Source organism: Pseudomonas koreensis (genome assembly GCF_024169245.1).
In the GTDB taxonomy this organism is placed as follows: Bacteria; Pseudomonadota; Gammaproteobacteria; order Pseudomonadales; family Pseudomonadaceae; genus Aquipseudomonas; species Aquipseudomonas koreensis_F.
Genome location: NZ_JALJWP010000001.1, coordinates 2745934 through 2765124, shown reverse-complemented (window position 1 = coordinate 2765124; position 19191 = coordinate 2745934). Strand labels below are relative to the sequence as shown.

Sequence of the window (19191 nt, the reverse complement as noted above, 5' to 3'; positions counted from 1 at the left end):
TTCTGAAGATTGCTGAATATTAGCGACTGGCCTGCAACGCGCGGGCCTTCTCCAGATGGCTTTGCAGTTTCGGCAAAGTCTCATCGGCAAAGGCTTTGATTTCCGGGACGTCGGTGGTCTGTGCCTGTTGTTCGATCTGGGTAATCGCCTCTTCCGTGGCTTTCACCTGACTCGCGGCGTAGGCCTGATCAAAGGTCGCACCGTCCTTCACTTCCGGCATCAACTCTTTGGCCTTGTCGGCGAGTTCTTCGCGGGGTGCGACAGGCAGGTCGAGTTTCTTGGCGATTTTCGCCAGATGCTGGTTGGCCGTGGTGCGGTCGTTGATGACGACGATGGTGTAATCCTTGACCTCTTTGGATTCGGTCTTGCCGTGGGCCAGACGGCTGGCTTCGATGTCGGCCATGCCTTTGGCGGAGGCATCGTTGATGAATTCGGCAGGCGACTGGGCGAACGCAGTGCTGGCGCACAGGCCCAGCAGGGTTGCAAAACTGACGTTACGTAAACGGGTGGCCATCCGGCTCATGGTCGCGCCCTCCTTCGTTGAAAATTCAAGCGGGCAGTGTTTACCCGCTGCTCAAAATAATCGCGGCAGACAAGCGACCGCCTCAGTTAGGAATGCTTTGACGGTCAAAGGTTTAGAAAAACCGTCCTAGGGGCGACGAACGGTGCTTCCTCAGCATCAGCCGTTGTTCGGCATCAACCCCGGTAGCGCGTGCGCCAGCGCATTGATGGCAAAACCGATAAACATCACGCCGCACAAACGGGTGATCAGCAGTTCATGACGCTGATACACGGTGCGCACTCGCTGCGCGCCAACTACGCCGATGAGAATGGCGTAGGCCATCGCCCCGCCGATGAAACTCAGGGCGATCAGCGCCGGCAGCATCGACCAGTTGAGCAACTCGGCACGACTCGACAGCAGCGCGGTAAACGTCGCCACCGCTACCGGGTAGGCCTTGGGATTGGTCAGGCCGAAGACGATGCCGTGCCAGAACGGCTGGCGCGCCGCGCCTTGCGCCTCGTCGCCATTGCGCCGCTGGGCACGCACCGCACGCCAGCCGAGCCAGAACAGGTACACCGCGCTGAGCACGCCGAGCACATCGAACGCGGTGCTGCCGATTTCCCGCGCGCCGACGATCGCCACCAGCGCCGTGCTGCACCAGATCACATCACCGAGCAGATGCCCGCAGAGAAACCCCGCCCCGGCCCGCCGGCCATGGGCCGCGCCAATGCCGAACACTGCCAGCACACCCGGTCCGGGCGTGATCCCGTAAATGAAACCCGAAGCCAGAACGGCCAACAGCAATGATGGAGTCATGGAAAGCCTGCAAGCGCCGGAATACGTGGCGGCCAGTCTATCTCAGCCGATCGTGCCCGATCACTGCGCGTCGTAAAAACGCATGCCGGGGTACGGTTTCTGCCGACACGCCGCCAGCCGCGATTGCAAATCGCCGACATGGACTTCCAGCTTGTGCCCGTCGGGATCGAGAAAGTAGAACGACGCGCCCTCGCTGCGGTTGTCTCGCCACTCCGCCACCTTAGCCAATTTCAGCGTTTCAACCAGCAAAGTGAAGTCTGCCGCGCTCACGCTGAAAGCGTAATGGGTATAGTCCACGCCCGGCTCACCCTCGCGTTGCGGATCTTCTGACAGACACAACCACAATCCGGGCAATGACAAATAGGCACCTCTATCCCACGTCGCTTCGACGCGCAATTGCAGCACATCGCGATAGAACGCCAGGCTACGCTGCAGATCACGGACGGCGAGGGTCAGGTGGTTGAGGCCGGTCAGCATCGAATCAGTAACCTCTGAGGTCTTCAGGAACAACGTATTGCTGACCATCGTAGATCAGGGTGACTTGGGTGTGCTTCAGATTGGTGGTTTTAGAAACGCATTGTTTGCCTGACGTGAAAGACTCCATCAACCAACCGCTGGAACTGACGATCAGATCAGCAAACCCGTTGTGGCTGGATGAGCCGACCTCGATAGTCCTGCGAATGCGTGTGTCTCGCGTATTGCACTCCCCGGTCCCTTCACCGAAATCCTTGCGCACCACCAGGCCTTCCAGCACTGGGCGTAAGCGACTGCCTTCGCGAACATACAAAGCCAGGTCGGTCTTCGAGTACGGATTCGCTCTGGAACCGTGGCTCATGAATCGGGACCGCAGCCCGAATGCACGGACATCCGCCGCCAAGCGGTAACGCGCCGTATCGATGATCAGGTCATCGAAGCTGATCGCATCGGAGTTGTACGCGCCGGGTTTGCGGTAGGTGGCGATCGGTCTGGCGTTGCTGGCATTGACGATTGCCAGGTCAAGATCGAACACCCCGATGTCTTCATCATCCGAGTCCGCGAGATACGTGGATTTGACGCCAATCGCCTGATTCTGCACGGCAGGCCAGACCTTGCAGCGCGACAGGGACTTGCCATCGAAGGCTTTGTTTTCGCAAGCCGCGTGGGCTTCAACGCTCAAAGCCAAAGCGCTGAGAACGGCAAAAAGTCGGAGACGCAGATTCATGATTCTTCCTTGAAAAATTCGTATCGGTGACGCCAGTCACATGCCTTTGAAACCTTGCGGCAAAACGTAGGTTTTCCCGTCATAGCGCAACGTGGTCAGCACTGGCTTTTCGTGGGTGGTCTTCGATTCGCAGCTGTCAGGTGGTCCCTCACCGGCCAGGCCCGTGGTGACTGAGCGGACAATGATATCGGCATAACCATGGGAACCGGTTTTGCCCATCTCGAGCGTGCGCATCGTCTCCGAGCGCTCGCCCGCGCAGTTGCCATCCCATTCACCGCTGAAGCTGTAGACGACCAAGCGATCCAGCACCGGGCGCAACTTGTCGCCCTCTTTCACATAGAGCGACAGCAACGATTCATCCAGCGGATTGACGCGTGAGGAGCCTTTGAAATGGGCGCGGACACCGAAGGCACGGAGGTCGGGCGTGAGTTTATAACGCGCCGTATCCAGTTCCAGACTCTCCAGCGCGATGGCATCGGAGAGAAACGCCGACGGCTGATGATAGGTCGCCAGCGGCTTGGGGCTGCCAGCCGTAGTGACGGCCAGAGCCAGATCGTATGAACCCACCCTGCCGCCCTCGCCATAGACGGGATCGGGCACGAATGTCGATAGCGCAGTGATCGTAAGCGGCGGATAAGCCGGCCAGTCCTTGCACAGGGAAAAATCCACTTCTGCGCTGACCGCAGGCGGCGTGCAATCAGCCCACGCCTGCCCAGCCATCAACCACCCGCAGAGCGCTGCAGCGCTGATCCACGTGGACTTCATTGTCAATTCCTGCTCCTTGAAGATATTTCCAGGCGAGCACTATCCCTTTCTGCATCGGAGGATTCAACATATCAGGCCAGCCAATCTTCTCATGCGTCTGAAGTCGGAATTCGCGAGCAGGCTCGCTACCACAGGAAAGCCGCATTCCAAATGTGGGAGCGAGCCTGCTCGCGAAGGCGTCATCACAGACGCCGCCAATCTCAATACTTGTCCAGCGTGCGCAACTTCTGCGGCAAGCCCCACAGCAGCAACGCTGCCGCGATCAGCGCGGCGACGCCGATGACATAGAGCGCCGGGGTGGTGCTGCCGGTGAGGTCCTTGATGCGTCCGACCATGACCGGGCTGACGATTCCGCCGAACTGCCCCAGGGTGTTGATCACCGCGATCCCGCCTGCCGCCCCGGCACCGGCGCCTGCGAGCAACTTCGGTGGCAGGGTCCAGAAGCTCGGAATCGAAGCGATGATGCCCGCGCCGAGCAAACCGAGCGCGACGATCAGAAATGTCGTGTGGCTGGCGAAGATCCCCGCGCTGAAGAAGCCGATCGCGCCGACGATCACCAGCCCGGCAACGAACTTGCGCCGCTCACCGGTGGCGTCTGACAAGCGCCCGATCACGACCATGCTGATCGCCCCGCAGATGTACGGGATGGCGGTCAGCAGGCCGATCATCACCGGGCTTTCGGTGCCGGCGCTGCGGATCAATTGCGGCGCCCAGAAGTTCAGGCCGTAGGACGCGACCTGGATCAGGAAGTAGATCAAACCCAACGTCAGGAAACCGGGAATTTTCAGTGCCGCGAGCAATGAGCCGCCGGTCTTGTGCGGCTCGTGATGGGCGATGCGGCTGGAAAGCAGTTTCTTCTCGTCCGCGGTCAGCCAGTGCGCGTCCTCGATGCGGTCTTTGAGCTGGGTCAGCACGAGAAAACCGAGCGCAATACACGGCACGCCACCGAGCAAAAACAACCAGTGCCAACCACGCATCTGCAACACGCCGTCGAGGTGTTGCAGCACCAGCCCGGAGAACGGCGCGCCGACCAGTCCGGCGAACGCCGAGGCGAGAAACAGCATCGACGTGATGCGGCCACGGAAGTGCTGCGGAAACCACAGGGTCAGGTAATACAGAACGCCCGGGGCGAACCCGGCTTCCATCGCGCCGATGACAAAGCGCAGCGCGTAGAACTGCCATTCGCTGTTGACGAAGACCATCGCCGCCGTCGCCACGCCCCACGACATCATGATCCGCGCAATCCAGCGCCGCGCGCCGACCTTGTACAGCATCATGTTGCTCGGCACTTCGAACAGCACGTAACCGACCACGAACAGCCCGGCGCCGAGGCCGTACGCGGTGTCGCTCAGGCTCAAATCGGTCTGCAACTGGAATTTGGCGAAGCTGATGTTGATGCGATCAAAAAAGGCGAACAGGTAGCAGACCATGATCAGTGGCATCAGGCGCCAGGCGACTTTGCTGACCAGGGCTTTTTCGGCGTCGTGATCGACGGACGGGCTGACGCCCGCCTCCATTACATTGAGGCTCATGGTTTTTCTCCAGGCGGACTGCCGAGGGGCGTCCGATTGTTTTTGTTGTCTGGTATGCGGTTTCAACTGTAGGAGTGAGCCTGCTCGCGATGGCGGTTTGGCAGGCAACATTTGCGGTGACTGATACACCGCTATCGCGAGCAGGCTCACTCCTACAAGGGATGGGTGTGTGTCAGGTGGGGATCCGGTGCAGGTCGCAGTTGCGCCCGGCCTTGGCCAGTTGGCCGGGGACTTCGTGGCCTAACAGTGCCGGCAAGCCGCGCGAAAGTTTCAGCAATAGGGGCAAATCTATCCCGGTGGCAATGCCGACTTCCTCGCACAGGTTCACCAGGTCTTCGGTGCAGATATTGCCCGACGCACCCGGCGCAAACGGACAGCCACCGAGGCCACCGAGCGCCGCATCGAAGCGCCGTGCGCCGGCCTCGTAAGCGGCCAGCACGTTGCACAAACCGAGGCCACGAGTGTTATGGAAATGCAGGGTCAGATCGGCCGGCGAAACCCGCTGCAAAACACGCCGTACCAAACGATCCACCTGACGCGGATTGGCCATGCCGGTGGTATCGGCGAGGCTGATGCCCTGAATGCCGAGCTCCTGATAAGCGTCGACGATCTGCAGCACGCGATCCTCGTCAATTTTGCCTTCGAACGGACAACCGAAGGTGGTGGCGATACTGCCGTTGAGGCGTACACCCGAGCCGCTGACAAACGCGACGATGTCAGCGAACGCGGCCAGCGAATCCTCGCAACGCATGCGCATATTGGCGAGGTTATGGGTCTGGCTGGCGGACATCACCAGATTCAACTCATCGGCCTTCGCCGCCAGTGCCCGTTGCGCACCCTTGAGGTTGGGAATCAACGCCACGTAAATCACCCCCGGCTGACGCTCGATGCCGTTGAACACCTGCTCGCCGTCACGCAAGGCCGGGATGGCTTTGGGCGAGACGAACGAGCCCGCTTCGATGCGGCTGAATCCGGCCTGTGACAATTGATTGATCAGGGTGATCTTGTCAGCGGTTTCCACCCAGGTCGGCTCGATCTGCAAACCGTCGCGGGGCGAAACTTCCTGGACGATCAGGGTCTGCGAATAGTCAGTGATCATTGCACCACCCCTTGGCTTTTCAGGCGTTCGATGTCGAGTTCAGTCAGGCCCAGCCCGACCAGAATATCGTCGGTGTGCTGGCCCAGTTTCGGCCCGGACCAATTCACCCCGCCGGGGGTCTCCGAAAGCTTGGGGACGATGCCGGGCATTTTTACCGTTGCGCCGCCGGGCAACTCGGCATTGAGCAGCATGTCCCGCGCCTGATAGTGCGGATCGGCGACGATGTCGGCTACGGAATAAATGCGCCCGGCCGGCACTTCGGCGGCTTCGAGGGCGGCCAGTACGTGGTCGATCGGCAGGCTGCTGGTCCAGTGGGTGATGGCGGCATCGAGCAATCCGCTCTTGGCGGCGCGGCCGTCGTTGTGGGCGAATTCTTCTGCGTCGGCCAGATCAGCGCGGCCGATGGTGTGCATCAGGCGCTTGTAGATCGGGTCGCTGTTACCGGCGATCACAACGTAGGCACCGTCGGCAGTGAGGTAAGTGTTGGAGGGCGCGATACCCGGCAAGGCGCCGCCGCTGCGTTCGCGGACATGACCAAGCATGTCGTATTCCGGCACCAGGCTTTCCATGACGTTGAACACGCTTTCGGCCAGCGACACATCGACGATCTGTCCACCACCCTGCCCGGTCTTGACCCGCAGCAGCGACATCAGCGCGCCGATCACCGCGTGCAACGAGGCCAGCGAATCGCCGAGGCTGACGCCGACTCGCGCCGGTGGCGAATCGGGATTGCCGGTGGTGTAGCGAATGCCGCCCATGGCCTCGCCAATCGCACCGAAACCGGGACGGTCGCGGTACGGGCCGGTCTGGCCGTAGCCAGAGATACGTACGAGGGTCAGGTTCGGATTCAGGGCATGCAACACGTCCCAGCCCAGACCAAGCTTTTCCAGCGCACCGGGGCGCAAGTTTTCGATGATCACGTCGGCGTCGCCGGCCAGTTGCTTGACCAGTTCGATGCCTTCAGCGGATTTGAGATTGAGCGCCAGGGATTTCTTGTTGCGCGATTGCAGGTACCACCACAGCGATGTGCCTTCGTGCAGCTTGCGCCACTTGCGCAGCGGGTCGCCCTGGCCCATGGCTTCGATCTTGATCACCTCGGCGCCGAACTCGGCGAGCATGCGCGCGGCAAACGGCGCGGCGATCAGGGTGCCGATCTCGATCACTTTGATCGCACTCAAAGGGGCAGTCATCGCGGGGTACCTCTTGTTCTTGGAATAGGTCGCCAAGGCTAGAGGAACGATGTTTGGACAATCCAGCCGTCTCTCGGCAATGAGCGTTCGCGAAATGCGAATGCTCCAGCAAGATTTGGGTGAACTCAGGTCAGCTATCGCGAGCAGGCTCACTCCTACAGGTTTTGCGTCGCCCACAAATTTGAGTTCACCCAGATCCCCTGTAGGAGTGAGCCTGCTCGCGATGAGGCCGGCCCATTCAATAGAGATTCAGGTGCCCTGCGCACGCAAATGCTCAAACAACATCCGGCTCACCGGCGACAACCCCGCCTCATCGCGCACCACCACAATCAGCGCGCGATCCGACCAGCCATCGATCAGCGGCACCGCCCGCAAGCCCAGCGCCTGACCAAACAACTCATAGGCACGCTGCGGCAGAATGCCGATGCCCATGTTCGCCTGAACCATACGGCAGACCGCATCGAACCCCGGCACATGAATGCGGATACGCAGAACTTTGCCGGCCTGCCGCGCCGCCGCGTGGGTACGCATGTTGATCGAACTGGCCGCGTGCAACCCGACGTAGTCGCTGTCGAGGGTTTCATCGAAGGCGACCGATTCGCGCATGGCCAACGGATGCTCCGGCAGCATCACCACCACCAGTTTGTCCTGCCGGTACAACACGCTGTGCAGGCCTTTGGTGTCGCTGTCCTCAGAGCAGATGCCGAGGTCCGCGACGCCATCGAGGACGCCCTGAATCACCCCGGCGCTGGGCCGTTCTTCTAGGTCGGTCTTGACCTGCGCATGCTGCGCAGAGAAATCGCGCAAGTCTTCGGGCAGAAACTGAATGATCGCCGACAGATTGGCCAGCATGCGCACGTAACCGCGCACACCGTGGCTGTGCTCGCCCAGTTCCAGGCCCATTTTCTCCACGTTGAAAAGCATCTGTCGCGCATGGTGCAACAGGGTTTCACCGGCCGGGGTGAGGACCATGCCTTTGGCTTGGCGCACGAACAGTGCAATGCCCAGCGCCTCCTCCAATTCCATCAAGCGCTTGCTCGCGGCCGACACCGCGATGGCTTCGCGCGCAGCCGCACGGGTCAGCGTGCCCTCTTCGTGGACGGCGACGAACAGTTGCAGGGTGATCAGGTCGAGGCGGCGGATCAGGCTTTTTTGCAGCATGGGAGACTCGGCGGTGTGGCGCGAACGAACGGCGAGGATAACGCCGTTCGTCACCGCTGTGCCCTTCTCAAAACGCGTTGCGGAAAATCTCCTCGATCTGGCGCTGGTCCGCTGCTCGTGGATTGGTCAGTCCGCAGGCGTCCTTCAAGGCGTTGGCGGCGAGCACCGGGATGTCGCTGAGTTTCGCGCCCAGCTCACGCAATCCGCCGGGAATCTCGACGTCTTTGGCCAGGCTGCGAATGGCATGGATCGCCGCCTGTGCGCCTTCCTCTGCGCTGAAACCGCGAATATCCGCGCCCATGGCGTGGGCGACGTCCCTGAGTCGGTCAGCGCAGACCAGCGCATTGAAACTCTGCACATGCGGCAACAGTACGGCGTTGCACACGCCGTGGGGCAAGTCGTAGTAGCCGCCCAGCTGATGCGCCATGGCGTGGACAAAACCGAGCGAGGCATTGTTGAACGCCATGCCGGCAAGAAACTGCGCGTAAGCCATGTTCTCCCGCGCCGCGAGGTCACTGCCGTCGCGCACGGCCAGGCGCAGATTGCTGCTGATCAGGCTCATGGCCTTCAGGGCGCAGGCATCGGTGATCGGATTGGCCGCCGTGGAAACGTAGGCTTCGATGGCGTGGGTCAGTGCGTCCATGCCGGTGGCGGCGGTCAGGCTTTTGGGCATCGCGACCATCAGTTGCGGGTCATTGACGGACAGCAGCGGTGTGACGTTGCGGTCGACGATGGCCATTTTCACGTGACGCGATTCGTCGGTGATGATGCAGAAGCGGGTCATTTCGCTGGCAGTGCCGGCGGTGGTATTGATGGCGATCAGCGGCAATTGCGGCTTGCTCGAGCGGTCGACGCCTTCGTAATCGCCGATCTGCCCGCCATTGGTCGCGCACAGGGCGATGCCCTTGGCGCAATCGTGTGGCGAGCCGCCGCCCAGTGACACGACGAAATCGCAGTGGCTTTCCTTCAACAGCCCCAGACCCGATTCGACATTGGCCGTGGTCGGGTTCGGCCTGGCGCCGTCGAAGATCACCGCATCGATGTCCTGCATCGCCAGCTTCTCGGCAATCATCGCGGCCACGCCAGCCTTGGCCAGCCCGGCGTCGGTGACAATCAGCGCCTTGCGAAAACCATAATTGCGAATCGCGACCATGGCTTCGTCGAGGCAGCCGCTGCCCATGATGTTGACCGCCGGAATGAAAAAGGTGCTGCTCATCGTGTGTCTCCTGACTGGGCCGGATCGACCGCCTCGATTCGGCGGATACCCACAGGATCGACCGATCGGTCACCGCCAATGTTGATCTGGCTCAATGTCCGCTCGTGATAAAGTCACCGTCCATCTGCCCCTTGTTTTGAGACCGCCCACGCAATGACCGATTTTCTGAATGTCGACGCCACCCTCGAAGACTGGAACGCCCTGCGCGCTGCGACCGATTTCAGCGGTTTGCTGGTGGGCAACGGCGCCAGCCGCGCGGTGTGGGATGACTTCGGCTACGACTCGCTGTTCGAAAACGCCCGTACGGTCGAAGAGAAACCGCTGAGCCCTTCGGAACTGGCGGTGTTCGATGCACTGCAAACCCGCAGCTTCGAGCAAGTGCTCGGCGCACTGAAAACCACCAGCCGGGTAAACAAGGCGCTGGCAGTCAGCTCGGCGGCACCGCGCAATCGCTATTACGCGATCAAGGAAGCGCTGATCAACACTGTGCACGCGGTGCACATTCCGTGGCGGCTGGTGCAGCCTTCGACGCTGACGGTGCTCAATGCTGAACTGGCGCGCTATCGGACGGTGTTCACCAGCAACTACGACCTGCTCAACTATTGGGCGCTACAGCACCCGGGCGAAGCCATCGACGATTTGTTCAACGGCCCCGACGCCAGTTTCGACCTGAGCCAGAGTGCCACGGAAAAACCGCGCCTGTTGTATCTGCACGGCGGTCTGCATCTGGTGCGCAATCAGGACGGCACCGCACGCAAACTGACCTCGACCGAGGGCACCCTGCTCGGCAGTTTCGCGATCAACAATACGATCAAGACGCTGGATGACGTGCCGCTGTTCGTCACCGAAGGACCGAGCGCCGACAAGCTCAAGACTATTCGCAGCTCGGATTATCTGTCGTTCTGCTATGAGCAGTTATTGGCCCATGGCGACAGTCTGTGCGTCTTCGGCCATGCCTTGGGCGAGCAGGATGCGCATCTGGTGCGCGCGCTGCGGTTGGCTAACCCGAAGTGCGTGGCGATCTCGATTTACCCGCGCAGCGCGGCGTTCATCCAGCATCAGAAGCGTCACTACGCCAAAGTATTTGAAGGTACCGGGGTTGAGTTGCGCTTCTTTGATGCCAAGAGCCATGCCCTCGGTGATCCGAAATTGTCGGTACCGGTCGAGGTTTGAAGCAAGATCAAAAGATCGCAGCCTGCGGCAGCTCCTACATGAGAATGCGTTCCAACTGTAGGAGCTGCCGAAGGCTGCGATCTTTTGTTTTCAAAGGCTCATGCTCTGAGCTCAGAGGACAGGCAGGGTCTTGTCCTTGATGACTTTGGTCGGGCCGTTGGCCTTCACGCTGGCAATGCCCTTGTCACAAGCGCCGTCCGATGAATACGACTCGCTGCTGCCGATGACCTGATGATTGGCCGCTTTGAGGTTGAAATACGGATTGCCATCCCTGGTCGACTTTTTCTCGTAGCGCTCATCCAGCGGGCTGTTGGCCTGCACCGAGGCGATGCCGCCGTCGGCACCGGCGCGGGTGCTGTAGAGCTCGCTGGTCAGAATCGTTTCGGCGTTCGCCGCTTTCAATACGAACCTGAATTGGCCATTACTGCTTTTGCTCACTTCGTACCATCCGGACATGCCTGTTCCTCCGTGGGGGCGATTGAAAGATCTCGCGCTTCAGAGTAAAGACCAGCACTCGCGGTCTGTCGCCTGCGCCGACTACAAGCTGCCCCTCACTGCATATAGCCGTCGGCGCGCAGCAGGGTTTCCAGGCAGTGTTCGCTGATGTGGTAGAAGGCTTTCAGCTCTGCGATCTTCGCCAGCAACTGCGCAGGATCGACCGGCTCGGCGCGTTTCACCGCGAGAATCATCTTGTTCTTGTTGGTGTGTTCCAGCGAGATAAATTCGAACACCTTGGTCTCGTAACCGCAGGCTTCGAGGAACAACGCACGCAAGCTGTCGGTGACCATTTCCGCCTGCTGGCCGAGGTGCAGACCGTATTGCAGCATCGGCTTGAGCAGCGCCGGGCTCTGGATCTGCAGGCGGATCTGTTTGTGGCAGCATGGCGAGCACATGATGATCGACGCGCCCGAGCGGATGCCGGTGTGGATCGCGTAATCGGTGGCGATGTCGCAGGCATGCAGGGCGATCATCACGTCCAGCTCACTCGGCGCCACCGTGCGCACGTCACCGCATTTGAACACCAGCCCCGGATGCTCGAGCTTCGCCGCTGCGGCATTGCACAGGTTGACCATTTCTTCGCGCAGCTCGACGCCGGTGACTTCGCCCTCGGCCTTCAGGGTGTTGCGCAGGTAGTCGTGAATGGCGAACGTCAGGTAGCCCTTGCCCGAACCGAAATCGGCGACCCGCACCGGTTTGTCCAGCGCCAGCGGCGACGAGGTCAGGGCATGGCTGAACACTTCGATGAACTTGTTGATCTGCTTCCACTTGCGCGACATCGCCGGGATCAGTTCGTGCTGAGCGTTGGTCACGCCCAGGTCCTTGAGGAACGGTCGGCTCAGTTCGAGGAAGCGGTTTTTCTCGCGGTTGTGCTCGGCGGACGGCGCTTCGCGCAATTGCTGAGGCTTGCTCTTGAACAGCGAACTCTTGCCCTTTTTGCTGTATTCCAGCTGCGCTTCGTCGGTCAATGCCAGCAAGTGCGCATTCTTGAACGAGCTCGGCAACAGCCCGGCAATCAGCGCCACGCCCTCGCTCAGCGGCAGGTTCTTGGTGATGTCGCGGGTCTTGTAGCGATAAACGAAAGACAGACACGGCTGCGCCTTGACCATCACCGGTTTGACAATGACCCGCTGCAGATCCGCCTCTTCACCGACGTACTTGGCCAGCACCAGTTTGATGAAGCCGCTGTCGTCGAGGCTGGTTTGCAGCAGTTCGAGGAACTGGGCGTGGTGATCGGCGGCCGGTTTGGCGGACGGCGCGGAAGAAGCGGAAACGGACATGGACAAACGGCCTCGGACGGGCGGAATCGGGAATGGCGGGTATTTTAGGGGGGATGGGGATTGGGGACACCCTCTTATTTACCCAACGGTCCAGAAGCCCCTCACCCCAGCCCTCTCCCGGAGGGAGAGGGGGCCGATCGAGGTGTCTTGCGCTCGACATCGACCTGAACGACCGAGTCGACTATGGCTGTCAGGATTTGAGTTCGACTCGGCATTTCAGGTCGGCGGAACTCGACAGAACACCTCGGTCGGCTCCCTCTCCCTCTGGGAGAGGGCTGGGGTGAGGGTCTAGATCTCAAGCGAGAAGGAATATCAGCCCAACACCACCAACCGATTCGGCAATTCGTTCCGCACCTGCGTCACCGGCACATGCACCTTCAACAACTCGCCACACGCCTCGACGCACGTGACAAACCCCTCCAGCGTGCGGCCATGCCGGACCTGCTCGGTAAACGCTGCAACAATGGCATCCCAGTTGCTGTTATCCAGCCGTTTGGAGATCCCCTCATCCACCAGAATCTCCACATATCGCTCAGCCTCGCAGACGAAAATCAGCATGCCCGTACTGCCCACGGTGTGGTGCAGGTTCTGCTCAAGAAACTGCCGCCGCGCCAGGTTGGAGGCGCGCCAGTGGCGCACGCGGCGCGGCACCAGATGGGTGGTGATCTTCGGCAGACGAAACAGCAGGCACAGGACGATGAACATGCCCCACTGCACCAGCAACAGACTGCGCAGGGTCAGCCAGCCCGTGAGGTAGTGGACGATGCCCGGCAACACCAGCGCCAGCAAGCTGGCCCAGAGCAGCGGGATGTACGCATAGTCATCGGCGCAGGCAGCCAGCACCGTGACCAGTTCGGCGTCGGTGTCACGTTCGACCCGGGCAATGGCCTCGGCGACTTTGCGTTGTTCGTGTTCAGTCAGTAATGCCATGTCGAAAAGTGCCTGCTCATTATTCTTTTGATCTCACCAGCCGCCGGACGAACCGCCGCCGCCGAAACTGCCCCCGCCACCGCTGAAGCCACCGCCTCCACCGCCGCCACCAAATCCACCGCCACCGCCGAAGCCGCCCCCTCCTCCGGAGCCGCCCCGACCGGCGGGCAGGATACCGAGCATCTGGCAGACAAACACCGTCAGGATGAACAACATCACCAGAAACATGAACAGCGCCGGGTGCCGCGAGATGAAATCATCCGCCGGGTCGCCGCTGGATTCGTACACGGTGGACGGTTCATCGAGCGGATTGCCGCCCAATACCACCAGCATCGCCGCAACGCCATCGCTGATGCCTTTGCTGAAGTTGCCGGTCTTGAACGCCGGGGTGATGACCTGATGGATGATCACCGACGACTGCGCATCGGTCAGGCGATCCTCCAGGCCATAGCCGACTTCGATGCGCAGTTTGCGCTCGTCACGGGCGACGATCAGCAAGGCGCCGTTGTTCTTGTCCTTCTGGCCGATGCCCCAGTGCCGGCCGAGCTGAACGCTGAAGTCCTCGATGGTGGTGCCCTGCAGATCGGGCAAGGTCACCACCACCAATTGCTCGCCGGTGGCCTGTTCGTGGGCCTGCAATTGCTGGCTGAGTTGCGCGCGCACCGTTGGCTCGAGCATTTGTGCCTGATCGACCACGCGTCCGCTCAGCGGCGGAAACGTCAAGTCGGCCCGGGCGCTGACGGCGAACAGCCACAGCATCAGCACCAGGCCCAGTTTCAACACACGCATGGGCAACCTCGAATCAGAATTTCACTTCCGGGGCCTTTTCCGCGCCGGGCGTGGTGGCTTCGAAGGTTTCGCGCATCGGCAGATCGCTGTACATCACGCTGTGCCACAGGCGACCGGGGAAGGTGCGGATCTCGGTGTTGTATTTCTGCACCGCCAGAATGAAATCGCGACGGGCGACGGCGATGCGGTTTTCCGTGCCTTCGAGTTGCGATTGCAGGGCGAGGAAGTTCTGGTTGGCTTTCAGATCCGGGTAGCGCTCGGAGACCACCATCAAACGGCTCAACGCGCCGGTCAGTTGATCCTGCGCCTGCTGGAACTGCTTGAGCTTCTCGGGATTGTCGAGGGTGCTGGCATCGACCTGAATCGACGTCGCCTTGGCCCGTGCCTCGATCACTGCGGTCAGGGTTTCCTGTTCGTGGGCGGCGTAGCCCTTCACGGTTTCCACCAGATTGGGAATCAGGTCGGCGCGGCGCTGGTACTGGTTCTGCACCTGGCCCCATGCGGCTTTCGCCTGTTCGTCGAGGGTCGGGATATTGTTGATGCCGCACGCAGTCAACAGCGTGGCGAACACCAGCAAAGTGGCGACCTGTAGCCGTGAACGATAGGTTGGGCTGATATTCATTGCAGTGATGCTCCATGACACATTTGATTTAAAAACCGAGCGCTGGGCATTCCCGGCCAGCGGTTGGGGCATAATCGGCGCCGCCACTGGCATGCGACGGGTTAATCGGCTAAAAAGTGCCCCTCGCGTTCACGTTGCCGCTGTCGGCGCGGTTTTCCGGCTCAGGTTTTGAGCTGGCACCCGAACAACAATAGTCGCTCCCTACATTTTGGCTGGCCGGTGTTGCATCACCGTTTGGGCCCTTGAGAAAAAATTCATGAAGAAGCTGTGTTTGCTGGGTCTGTTCGTCAGCCTGGCCAGTCATCAGGTACTGGCCGCCACGACCCCGGTACCTCTGGAGAACAAGGACGCTTTCATCAGCAATCTGATGAAACAAATGACCCTCGACGAGAAGATCGGCCAGTTGCGCCTGATCAGCATCGGCCCGGAAATGCCCCGCGAGCTGATTCGCAAGGAGATCGCCGGCGGCAACATCGGTGGCACGTTCAACTCGATCACCCGCGCGGAAAACCGTCCGATGCAGGACGCGGCCATGCGCAGCCGCCTGAAGATTCCGATGTTTTTCGCGTACGACGTCATCCACGGTCATCGTACGATTTTCCCGATTCCGCTGGCCCTCGCGTCGAGCTGGGACATGGACGCCATCGGTCAGTCCGGACGTGTTGCGGCAAAAGAAGCCGCCGCCGACAGCCTCGACATCACCTTCGCGCCGATGGTCGATATCTCCCGCGACCCGCGCTGGGGCCGCAGTTCCGAAGGTTTCGGTGAAGACACCTACCTGACTTCGCGCATCGCCAAAGTCATGGTCAAGGCCTATCAGGGCGAGACCCCGAGTGCCGCCGACAGCATCATGGCCAGCGTCAAGCACTTCGCCCTGTACGGCGCGGTCGAGGGCGGTCGCGACTACAACACCGTCGACATGAGCCCGGTGAAGATGTACCAGGATTACCTGCCGCCCTACCGTGCCGCGATCGATGCCGGCGCCGGTGGTGTGATGGTGGCGTTGAACTCGATCAACGGTATTCCGGCCACGGCCAACACCTGGCTGATGAACGACCTGCTGCGCAAGGACTGGGGCTTCAAGGGCCTGGCGGTCAGCGACCACGGTGCGATCTTCGAACTGATCAAGCACGGCGTTGCTCGCGACGGTCGCGAAGCGGCGAAGCTGGCGATCAAGGCCGGCATCGACATGAGCATGAACGACACGCTCTACGGCAAAGAGCTGCCGGGGTTGCTCAAGTCCGGCGAAATCGAACAGAAAGACATCGATAACGCCGTGCGCGAAGTGCTCGCGGCCAAGTACGACATGGGCCTGTTCAAGGACCCGTACCTACGCATCGGCAAGGCTGAAGATGACCCGGCCGACACCTACGCCGACAGCCGCCTGCACCGCGCCGAGGCCCGTGAGGTGGCGCGTCGCAGTCTGGTGCTGCTGAAGAATCAGAACGAAACCCTGCCGCTGAAGAAAGACGCGAAAATCGCGCTGGTCGGCCCGCTGGCCAAAGCGCCAATCGATATGATGGGCAGCTGGGCCGCCGCCGGGCGTCCGGCGCAATCAGTCACTTTGTTTGACGGCATGAGTTCAGTGATCGGCGACAGGGCCAATCTGATCTATGCCCGTGGCGCCAACATCACTGGCGACAAGAAGGTCCTCGACTACCTGAACTTCCTCAACTTCGACGCCCCGGAAGTGGTCGATGACCCGCGCCCGGCCAATGTGCTGATCGACGAAGCGCTGAAAGCGGCGAAGGATGCTGACGTGATCGTCGCCGCAGTCGGCGAGTCCCGTGGCATGTCTCACGAATCCTCGAGCCGCACTGACCTCAACATCCCGGAAACCCAGCGTGAATTGATCCGCGCACTCAAAGCCACTGGCAAACCGCTGGTGCTGGTGTTGATGAACGGCCGCCCGTTGACGATTCTCGAAGAGAACCAGTCGGCCGACGCGATTCTGGAAACCTGGTTCAGCGGCACCGAGGGCGGCAACGCCATCGCCGACGTGCTGTTCGGCGACTACAACCCGTCGGGCAAACTGCCGGTGACCTTCCCGCGCTCCGTGGGCCAGATCCCGACCTACTACAACCACCTGAGCATTGGTCGACCGTTCACGCCGGGCAAACCGGGCAACTACACCTCGCAGTATTTCGATGACACCACCGGCCCGCTGTTTCCGTTCGGTTACGGCCTGAGCTACACCACGTTTGCCCTGAGCGACATGGCACTGTCGTCGACCACGCTGAACGCCACGGGCAAGCTCGACGCCAGCGTCATGGTCAAGAACACCGGCAAGCGTGACGGCGAAACCGTGGTGCAGTTGTACATCCAGGACGTCACCGGCTCGATGATCCGCCCGGTGAAAGAACTGAAGAACTTCCAGAAGATCATGCTCAAGGCCGGCGAACAGAAAGTCGTGCACTTCACCATCACCGAGGACGACCTGAAGTTCTACAACGCCCAGCTCAAATACGCAGCCGAGCCTGGCAAGTTCAACGTGCAGATCGGCCTGGATTCGCAGGCGGTGACGCAGCAGAGCTTTGAACTGCTGTAACCCATGAAAGCAAAAGATCGCAGCCTTCGGCAGCTCCTACAGGGTGTACACCCTGCCATTGTAGGAGCTGCCGAAGGCTGCGATCTTTTGATCTTGCTTCAACCGCGTCTATCGAGAATATTCACCACCAACCGATCCACCCAGCCCCACACCCGCTGCTTGACCCGCCGCCACAACGGTCGGCGCTGCCATTCTTCCAGGCTGACCAACTGACTCAGTCCGAAGTCCTTGACGAAACTCGTCTCCACCGCTGCCGTAAGAGCTGGATCGAGCGCCTCCAGATTCGCCTCCAGATTGAAGCGCAAATTCCAGTGATCGAAGTTGCACGACCCGATGCTCACCCAATCGTCCACCAGCACCATTTTCAGATGCAAGAAGCACGGCTGGTATTCGAAGATCTGCACGCCAGCCTTGAGCAGGCGCGGGTAGTAGCGATGCCCGGCGTAGCGCACCGAAGGGTGATCAGTGCGCGGCCCGGTCAGCAACAGACGCACATCGACACCGCGCGCAGCGGCTTTGCGTAGGGAGCGGCGGATTTGCCAGGTTGGCAGAAAGTACGGCGTGGCCATCCAGATGCGTTGCTGGCCGCTGTTCAAGGCGCGGAACAGGGATTGCAGAATGTCTCGGTGCTGACGGGCGTCGGCGTAGGCCACGCGGCCCATGCCCTCGCCCTTGTCCGGCACACGCGGCAGGCGCGGCAAACCGAAATGCGCGGCCGGGCGCCAGGCGCGGCGGTAACGGTTGGCGATCCACTGCCGATCAAACAGCAATTGCCAGTCGAGCACCAACGGGCCGCTGATCTCCACCATCACCTCATGCCATTCGCTGACATCATGACCCGGCGTCCAGAATTCATCGGTCACGCCCGTGCCGCCGACCACCGCGAGGCATTGATCCACCAGCAGCAATTTACGATGATCTCTGTAGAAGTTGCCGACCCAGCGCCGCCAGCTCAGGCGATTGTAGAAACGCAGCTCGACGCCGGCCTGGGTCAGGCGCTGACGCAACGTCAGTGTGAAAGCGAGACTGCCGTAATCATCGAACAGGCACCGGACGCGCACTCCGCGCTCGGCCGCCGCGACCAGCGCCTGGACGATGGCTTCGGCGCAGGCGCCGGCCTCGACCAGGTACAACTCCAGTTCGATCTGCTCTGTAGCTCCAGCGATATGCTCGAGCATGCGCGGAAAGAACTGCGGGCCGTCGATCAACAGTTCGAAACGGTTGCCGTCACGCCAGGGGAACACCGCACCGCGCATGTCAGCGCGCCGTGAAGATCAGCACCGCACCCACCGGCACCGACAGACTGATCGCCGACAGGTCGGCGAGTTTGCGCAGGCTTTCCAGGCCCGGCGCCAGATCGAAATCCTCGGCGTTGATCACCAGCGGCTCCAGGGTCACCACTTGAAAACGCCGATCATCGAGACGGGTGGCGAGCAACTCGGCCGGGTATTCGTGCTGCTTGCCGTGCAGGCTGACGGTCAGCGGCAGGCGTAATTCCAGCTGCGCGCCGGGGGCCAGATCGTTGATCGGGCGCAGGTCGATCTGCGTGGTGATGGTCGCTGCGGGGAATTGCTCGATCTGGAACAGCTCCTTGCGCATGCGTTCATCACGCAAGGGAACGCCACTGTTGATCGATTCGAGCTCGACTTCGACTTCGGCGCGGCCGTTGGGATCGACCTTGCCGTGCAGCACCAGAAAGCGCTGCACTTCCGACACGCTGGCATTTTTGGTGCTGACGAACGACAGCCGCGACGACTCGCCGTCCAGATACCAATTGGCCTGGGCCGGCAGTGCAGCGGCAGTCAACAGCAGAGTGGCGAAGACTGTATAGAGGGAGCGGTTGAACATTGAACACTCGTGGGGGCGATA

At 61.0% G+C, this 19191-nt stretch carries 19 protein-coding genes; 2 read left to right on the top strand and 17 right to left on the bottom strand.

Annotated features, from left to right (window positions below; genetic code table 11):
• Positions 1-19: 19 nt before the first annotated feature.
• The 10 genes from J2Y90_RS12445 to yiaY all read right to left on the bottom strand — a co-directional run bounded on the left by J2Y90_RS12445 (position 20) and on the right by yiaY (position 9482).
• Positions 20-523 (bottom strand): DUF4142 domain-containing protein, encoded by a 504-nt coding sequence (locus J2Y90_RS12445; protein WP_042608160.1) that lies wholly within the window; start codon positions 521-523, stop codon positions 20-22.
• Positions 524-679: 156 nt separating this feature from the next.
• Complete coding sequence (locus tag J2Y90_RS12440; protein WP_253500000.1) at positions 680-1318, bottom strand: LysE family translocator; 639 nt, start codon at positions 1316-1318, stop codon at positions 680-682.
• 60 nt (positions 1319-1378) lie between these two features.
• Positions 1379-1795, bottom strand: a complete 417-nt coding sequence (gene fos / locus J2Y90_RS12435; protein ID WP_253499998.1) for a fosfomycin resistance glutathione transferase — start codon at positions 1793-1795, stop codon at positions 1379-1381.
• Between the two features lie 4 nt (positions 1796-1799).
• Positions 1800-2519: a hypothetical protein gene (locus tag J2Y90_RS12430; protein ID WP_253499996.1), complete on the bottom strand. Its 720-nt coding sequence runs from the start codon at positions 2517-2519 to the stop codon at positions 1800-1802.
• Positions 2520-2555: 36 nt separating this feature from the next.
• The gene (locus J2Y90_RS12425) at positions 2556-3290 is read right to left on the bottom strand and encodes a hypothetical protein (RefSeq protein WP_253499994.1); all 735 of its coding nucleotides are present in this window, start codon (positions 3288-3290) and stop codon (positions 2556-2558) included.
• A gap of 194 nt (positions 3291-3484) precedes the next feature.
• Positions 3485-4816 carry an MFS transporter gene (locus J2Y90_RS12420; protein ID WP_253499992.1) on the bottom strand — a complete coding sequence of 444 codons (1332 nt, stop codon included), beginning with the start codon at positions 4814-4816 and terminating at the stop codon, positions 3485-3487.
• A gap of 172 nt (positions 4817-4988) precedes the next feature.
• On the bottom strand, positions 4989-5915 hold the full coding sequence (locus J2Y90_RS12415; protein ID WP_253499991.1) for a hydroxymethylglutaryl-CoA lyase: 927 nt from the start codon (positions 5913-5915) through the stop codon (positions 4989-4991).
• Positions 5912-7105: a CaiB/BaiF CoA transferase family protein gene (locus J2Y90_RS12410; RefSeq protein ID WP_253499989.1), complete on the bottom strand. Its 1194-nt coding sequence runs from the start codon at positions 7103-7105 to the stop codon at positions 5912-5914. The genes J2Y90_RS12415 and J2Y90_RS12410 overlap by 4 nt, the downstream gene beginning before the upstream one ends.
• 249 nt (positions 7106-7354) lie before the next feature.
• Positions 7355-8266 (bottom strand): LysR family transcriptional regulator, encoded by a 912-nt coding sequence (locus J2Y90_RS12405; RefSeq protein ID WP_253499986.1) that lies wholly within the window; start codon positions 8264-8266, stop codon positions 7355-7357.
• A 67-nt stretch (positions 8267-8333) separates the two neighbouring features.
• Positions 8334-9482: an L-threonine dehydrogenase gene (gene yiaY, locus J2Y90_RS12400; protein ID WP_253499983.1), complete on the bottom strand. Its 1149-nt coding sequence runs from the start codon at positions 9480-9482 to the stop codon at positions 8334-8336.
• A gap of 153 nt (positions 9483-9635) precedes the next feature.
• Between yiaY and J2Y90_RS12395 the strand changes: the two genes are divergently transcribed.
• Complete coding sequence (locus J2Y90_RS12395) at positions 9636-10655, top strand: DUF4917 family protein (protein WP_253499980.1); 1020 nt, start codon at positions 9636-9638, stop codon at positions 10653-10655.
• Between the two features lie 111 nt (positions 10656-10766).
• On the opposite strand, the gene J2Y90_RS12390 is transcribed toward J2Y90_RS12395, so the two are convergent.
• The 5 genes from J2Y90_RS12390 to J2Y90_RS12370 form a co-directional block, all read right to left on the bottom strand.
• Positions 10767-11111 (bottom strand): YegP family protein, encoded by a 345-nt coding sequence (locus tag J2Y90_RS12390; RefSeq protein WP_253499977.1) that lies wholly within the window; start codon positions 11109-11111, stop codon positions 10767-10769.
• 95 nt (positions 11112-11206) lie between these two features.
• Complete coding sequence (locus J2Y90_RS12385; protein WP_253499973.1) at positions 11207-12433, bottom strand: class I SAM-dependent methyltransferase; 1227 nt, start codon at positions 12431-12433, stop codon at positions 11207-11209.
• Between the two features lie 312 nt (positions 12434-12745).
• Positions 12746-13363, bottom strand: coding sequence for a TPM domain-containing protein (locus J2Y90_RS12380; RefSeq protein ID WP_253499970.1), 618 nt, complete (start codon positions 13361-13363; stop codon positions 12746-12748).
• A gap of 33 nt (positions 13364-13396) precedes the next feature.
• Positions 13397-14152, bottom strand: coding sequence for a TPM domain-containing protein (locus J2Y90_RS12375; protein WP_253499967.1), 756 nt, complete (start codon positions 14150-14152; stop codon positions 13397-13399).
• 13 nt (positions 14153-14165) lie between these two features.
• Entirely contained in the window at positions 14166-14774 is a 609-nt protein-coding gene (locus J2Y90_RS12370) for a LemA family protein (RefSeq protein ID WP_253499964.1), read from the bottom strand.
• Positions 14775-15030: 256 nt separating this feature from the next.
• Between J2Y90_RS12370 and bglX the strand changes: the two genes are divergently transcribed.
• Complete coding sequence (gene bglX, locus J2Y90_RS12365; RefSeq protein ID WP_253499961.1) at positions 15031-17322, top strand: beta-glucosidase BglX; 2292 nt, start codon at positions 15031-15033, stop codon at positions 17320-17322.
• 98 nt (positions 17323-17420) lie between these two features.
• Here the strand turns inward: bglX and J2Y90_RS12360 are convergent, their stop codons facing one another.
• Positions 17421-18578 carry a phospholipase D-like domain-containing protein gene (locus J2Y90_RS12360; RefSeq protein WP_253499959.1) on the bottom strand — a complete coding sequence of 386 codons (1158 nt, stop codon included), beginning with the start codon at positions 18576-18578 and terminating at the stop codon, positions 17421-17423.
• A 1-nt stretch (position 18579) separates the two neighbouring features.
• Entirely contained in the window at positions 18580-19170 is a 591-nt protein-coding gene (locus J2Y90_RS12355; RefSeq protein WP_253499957.1) for a YceI family protein, read from the bottom strand.
• Positions 19171-19191 lie beyond the last annotated feature (21 nt).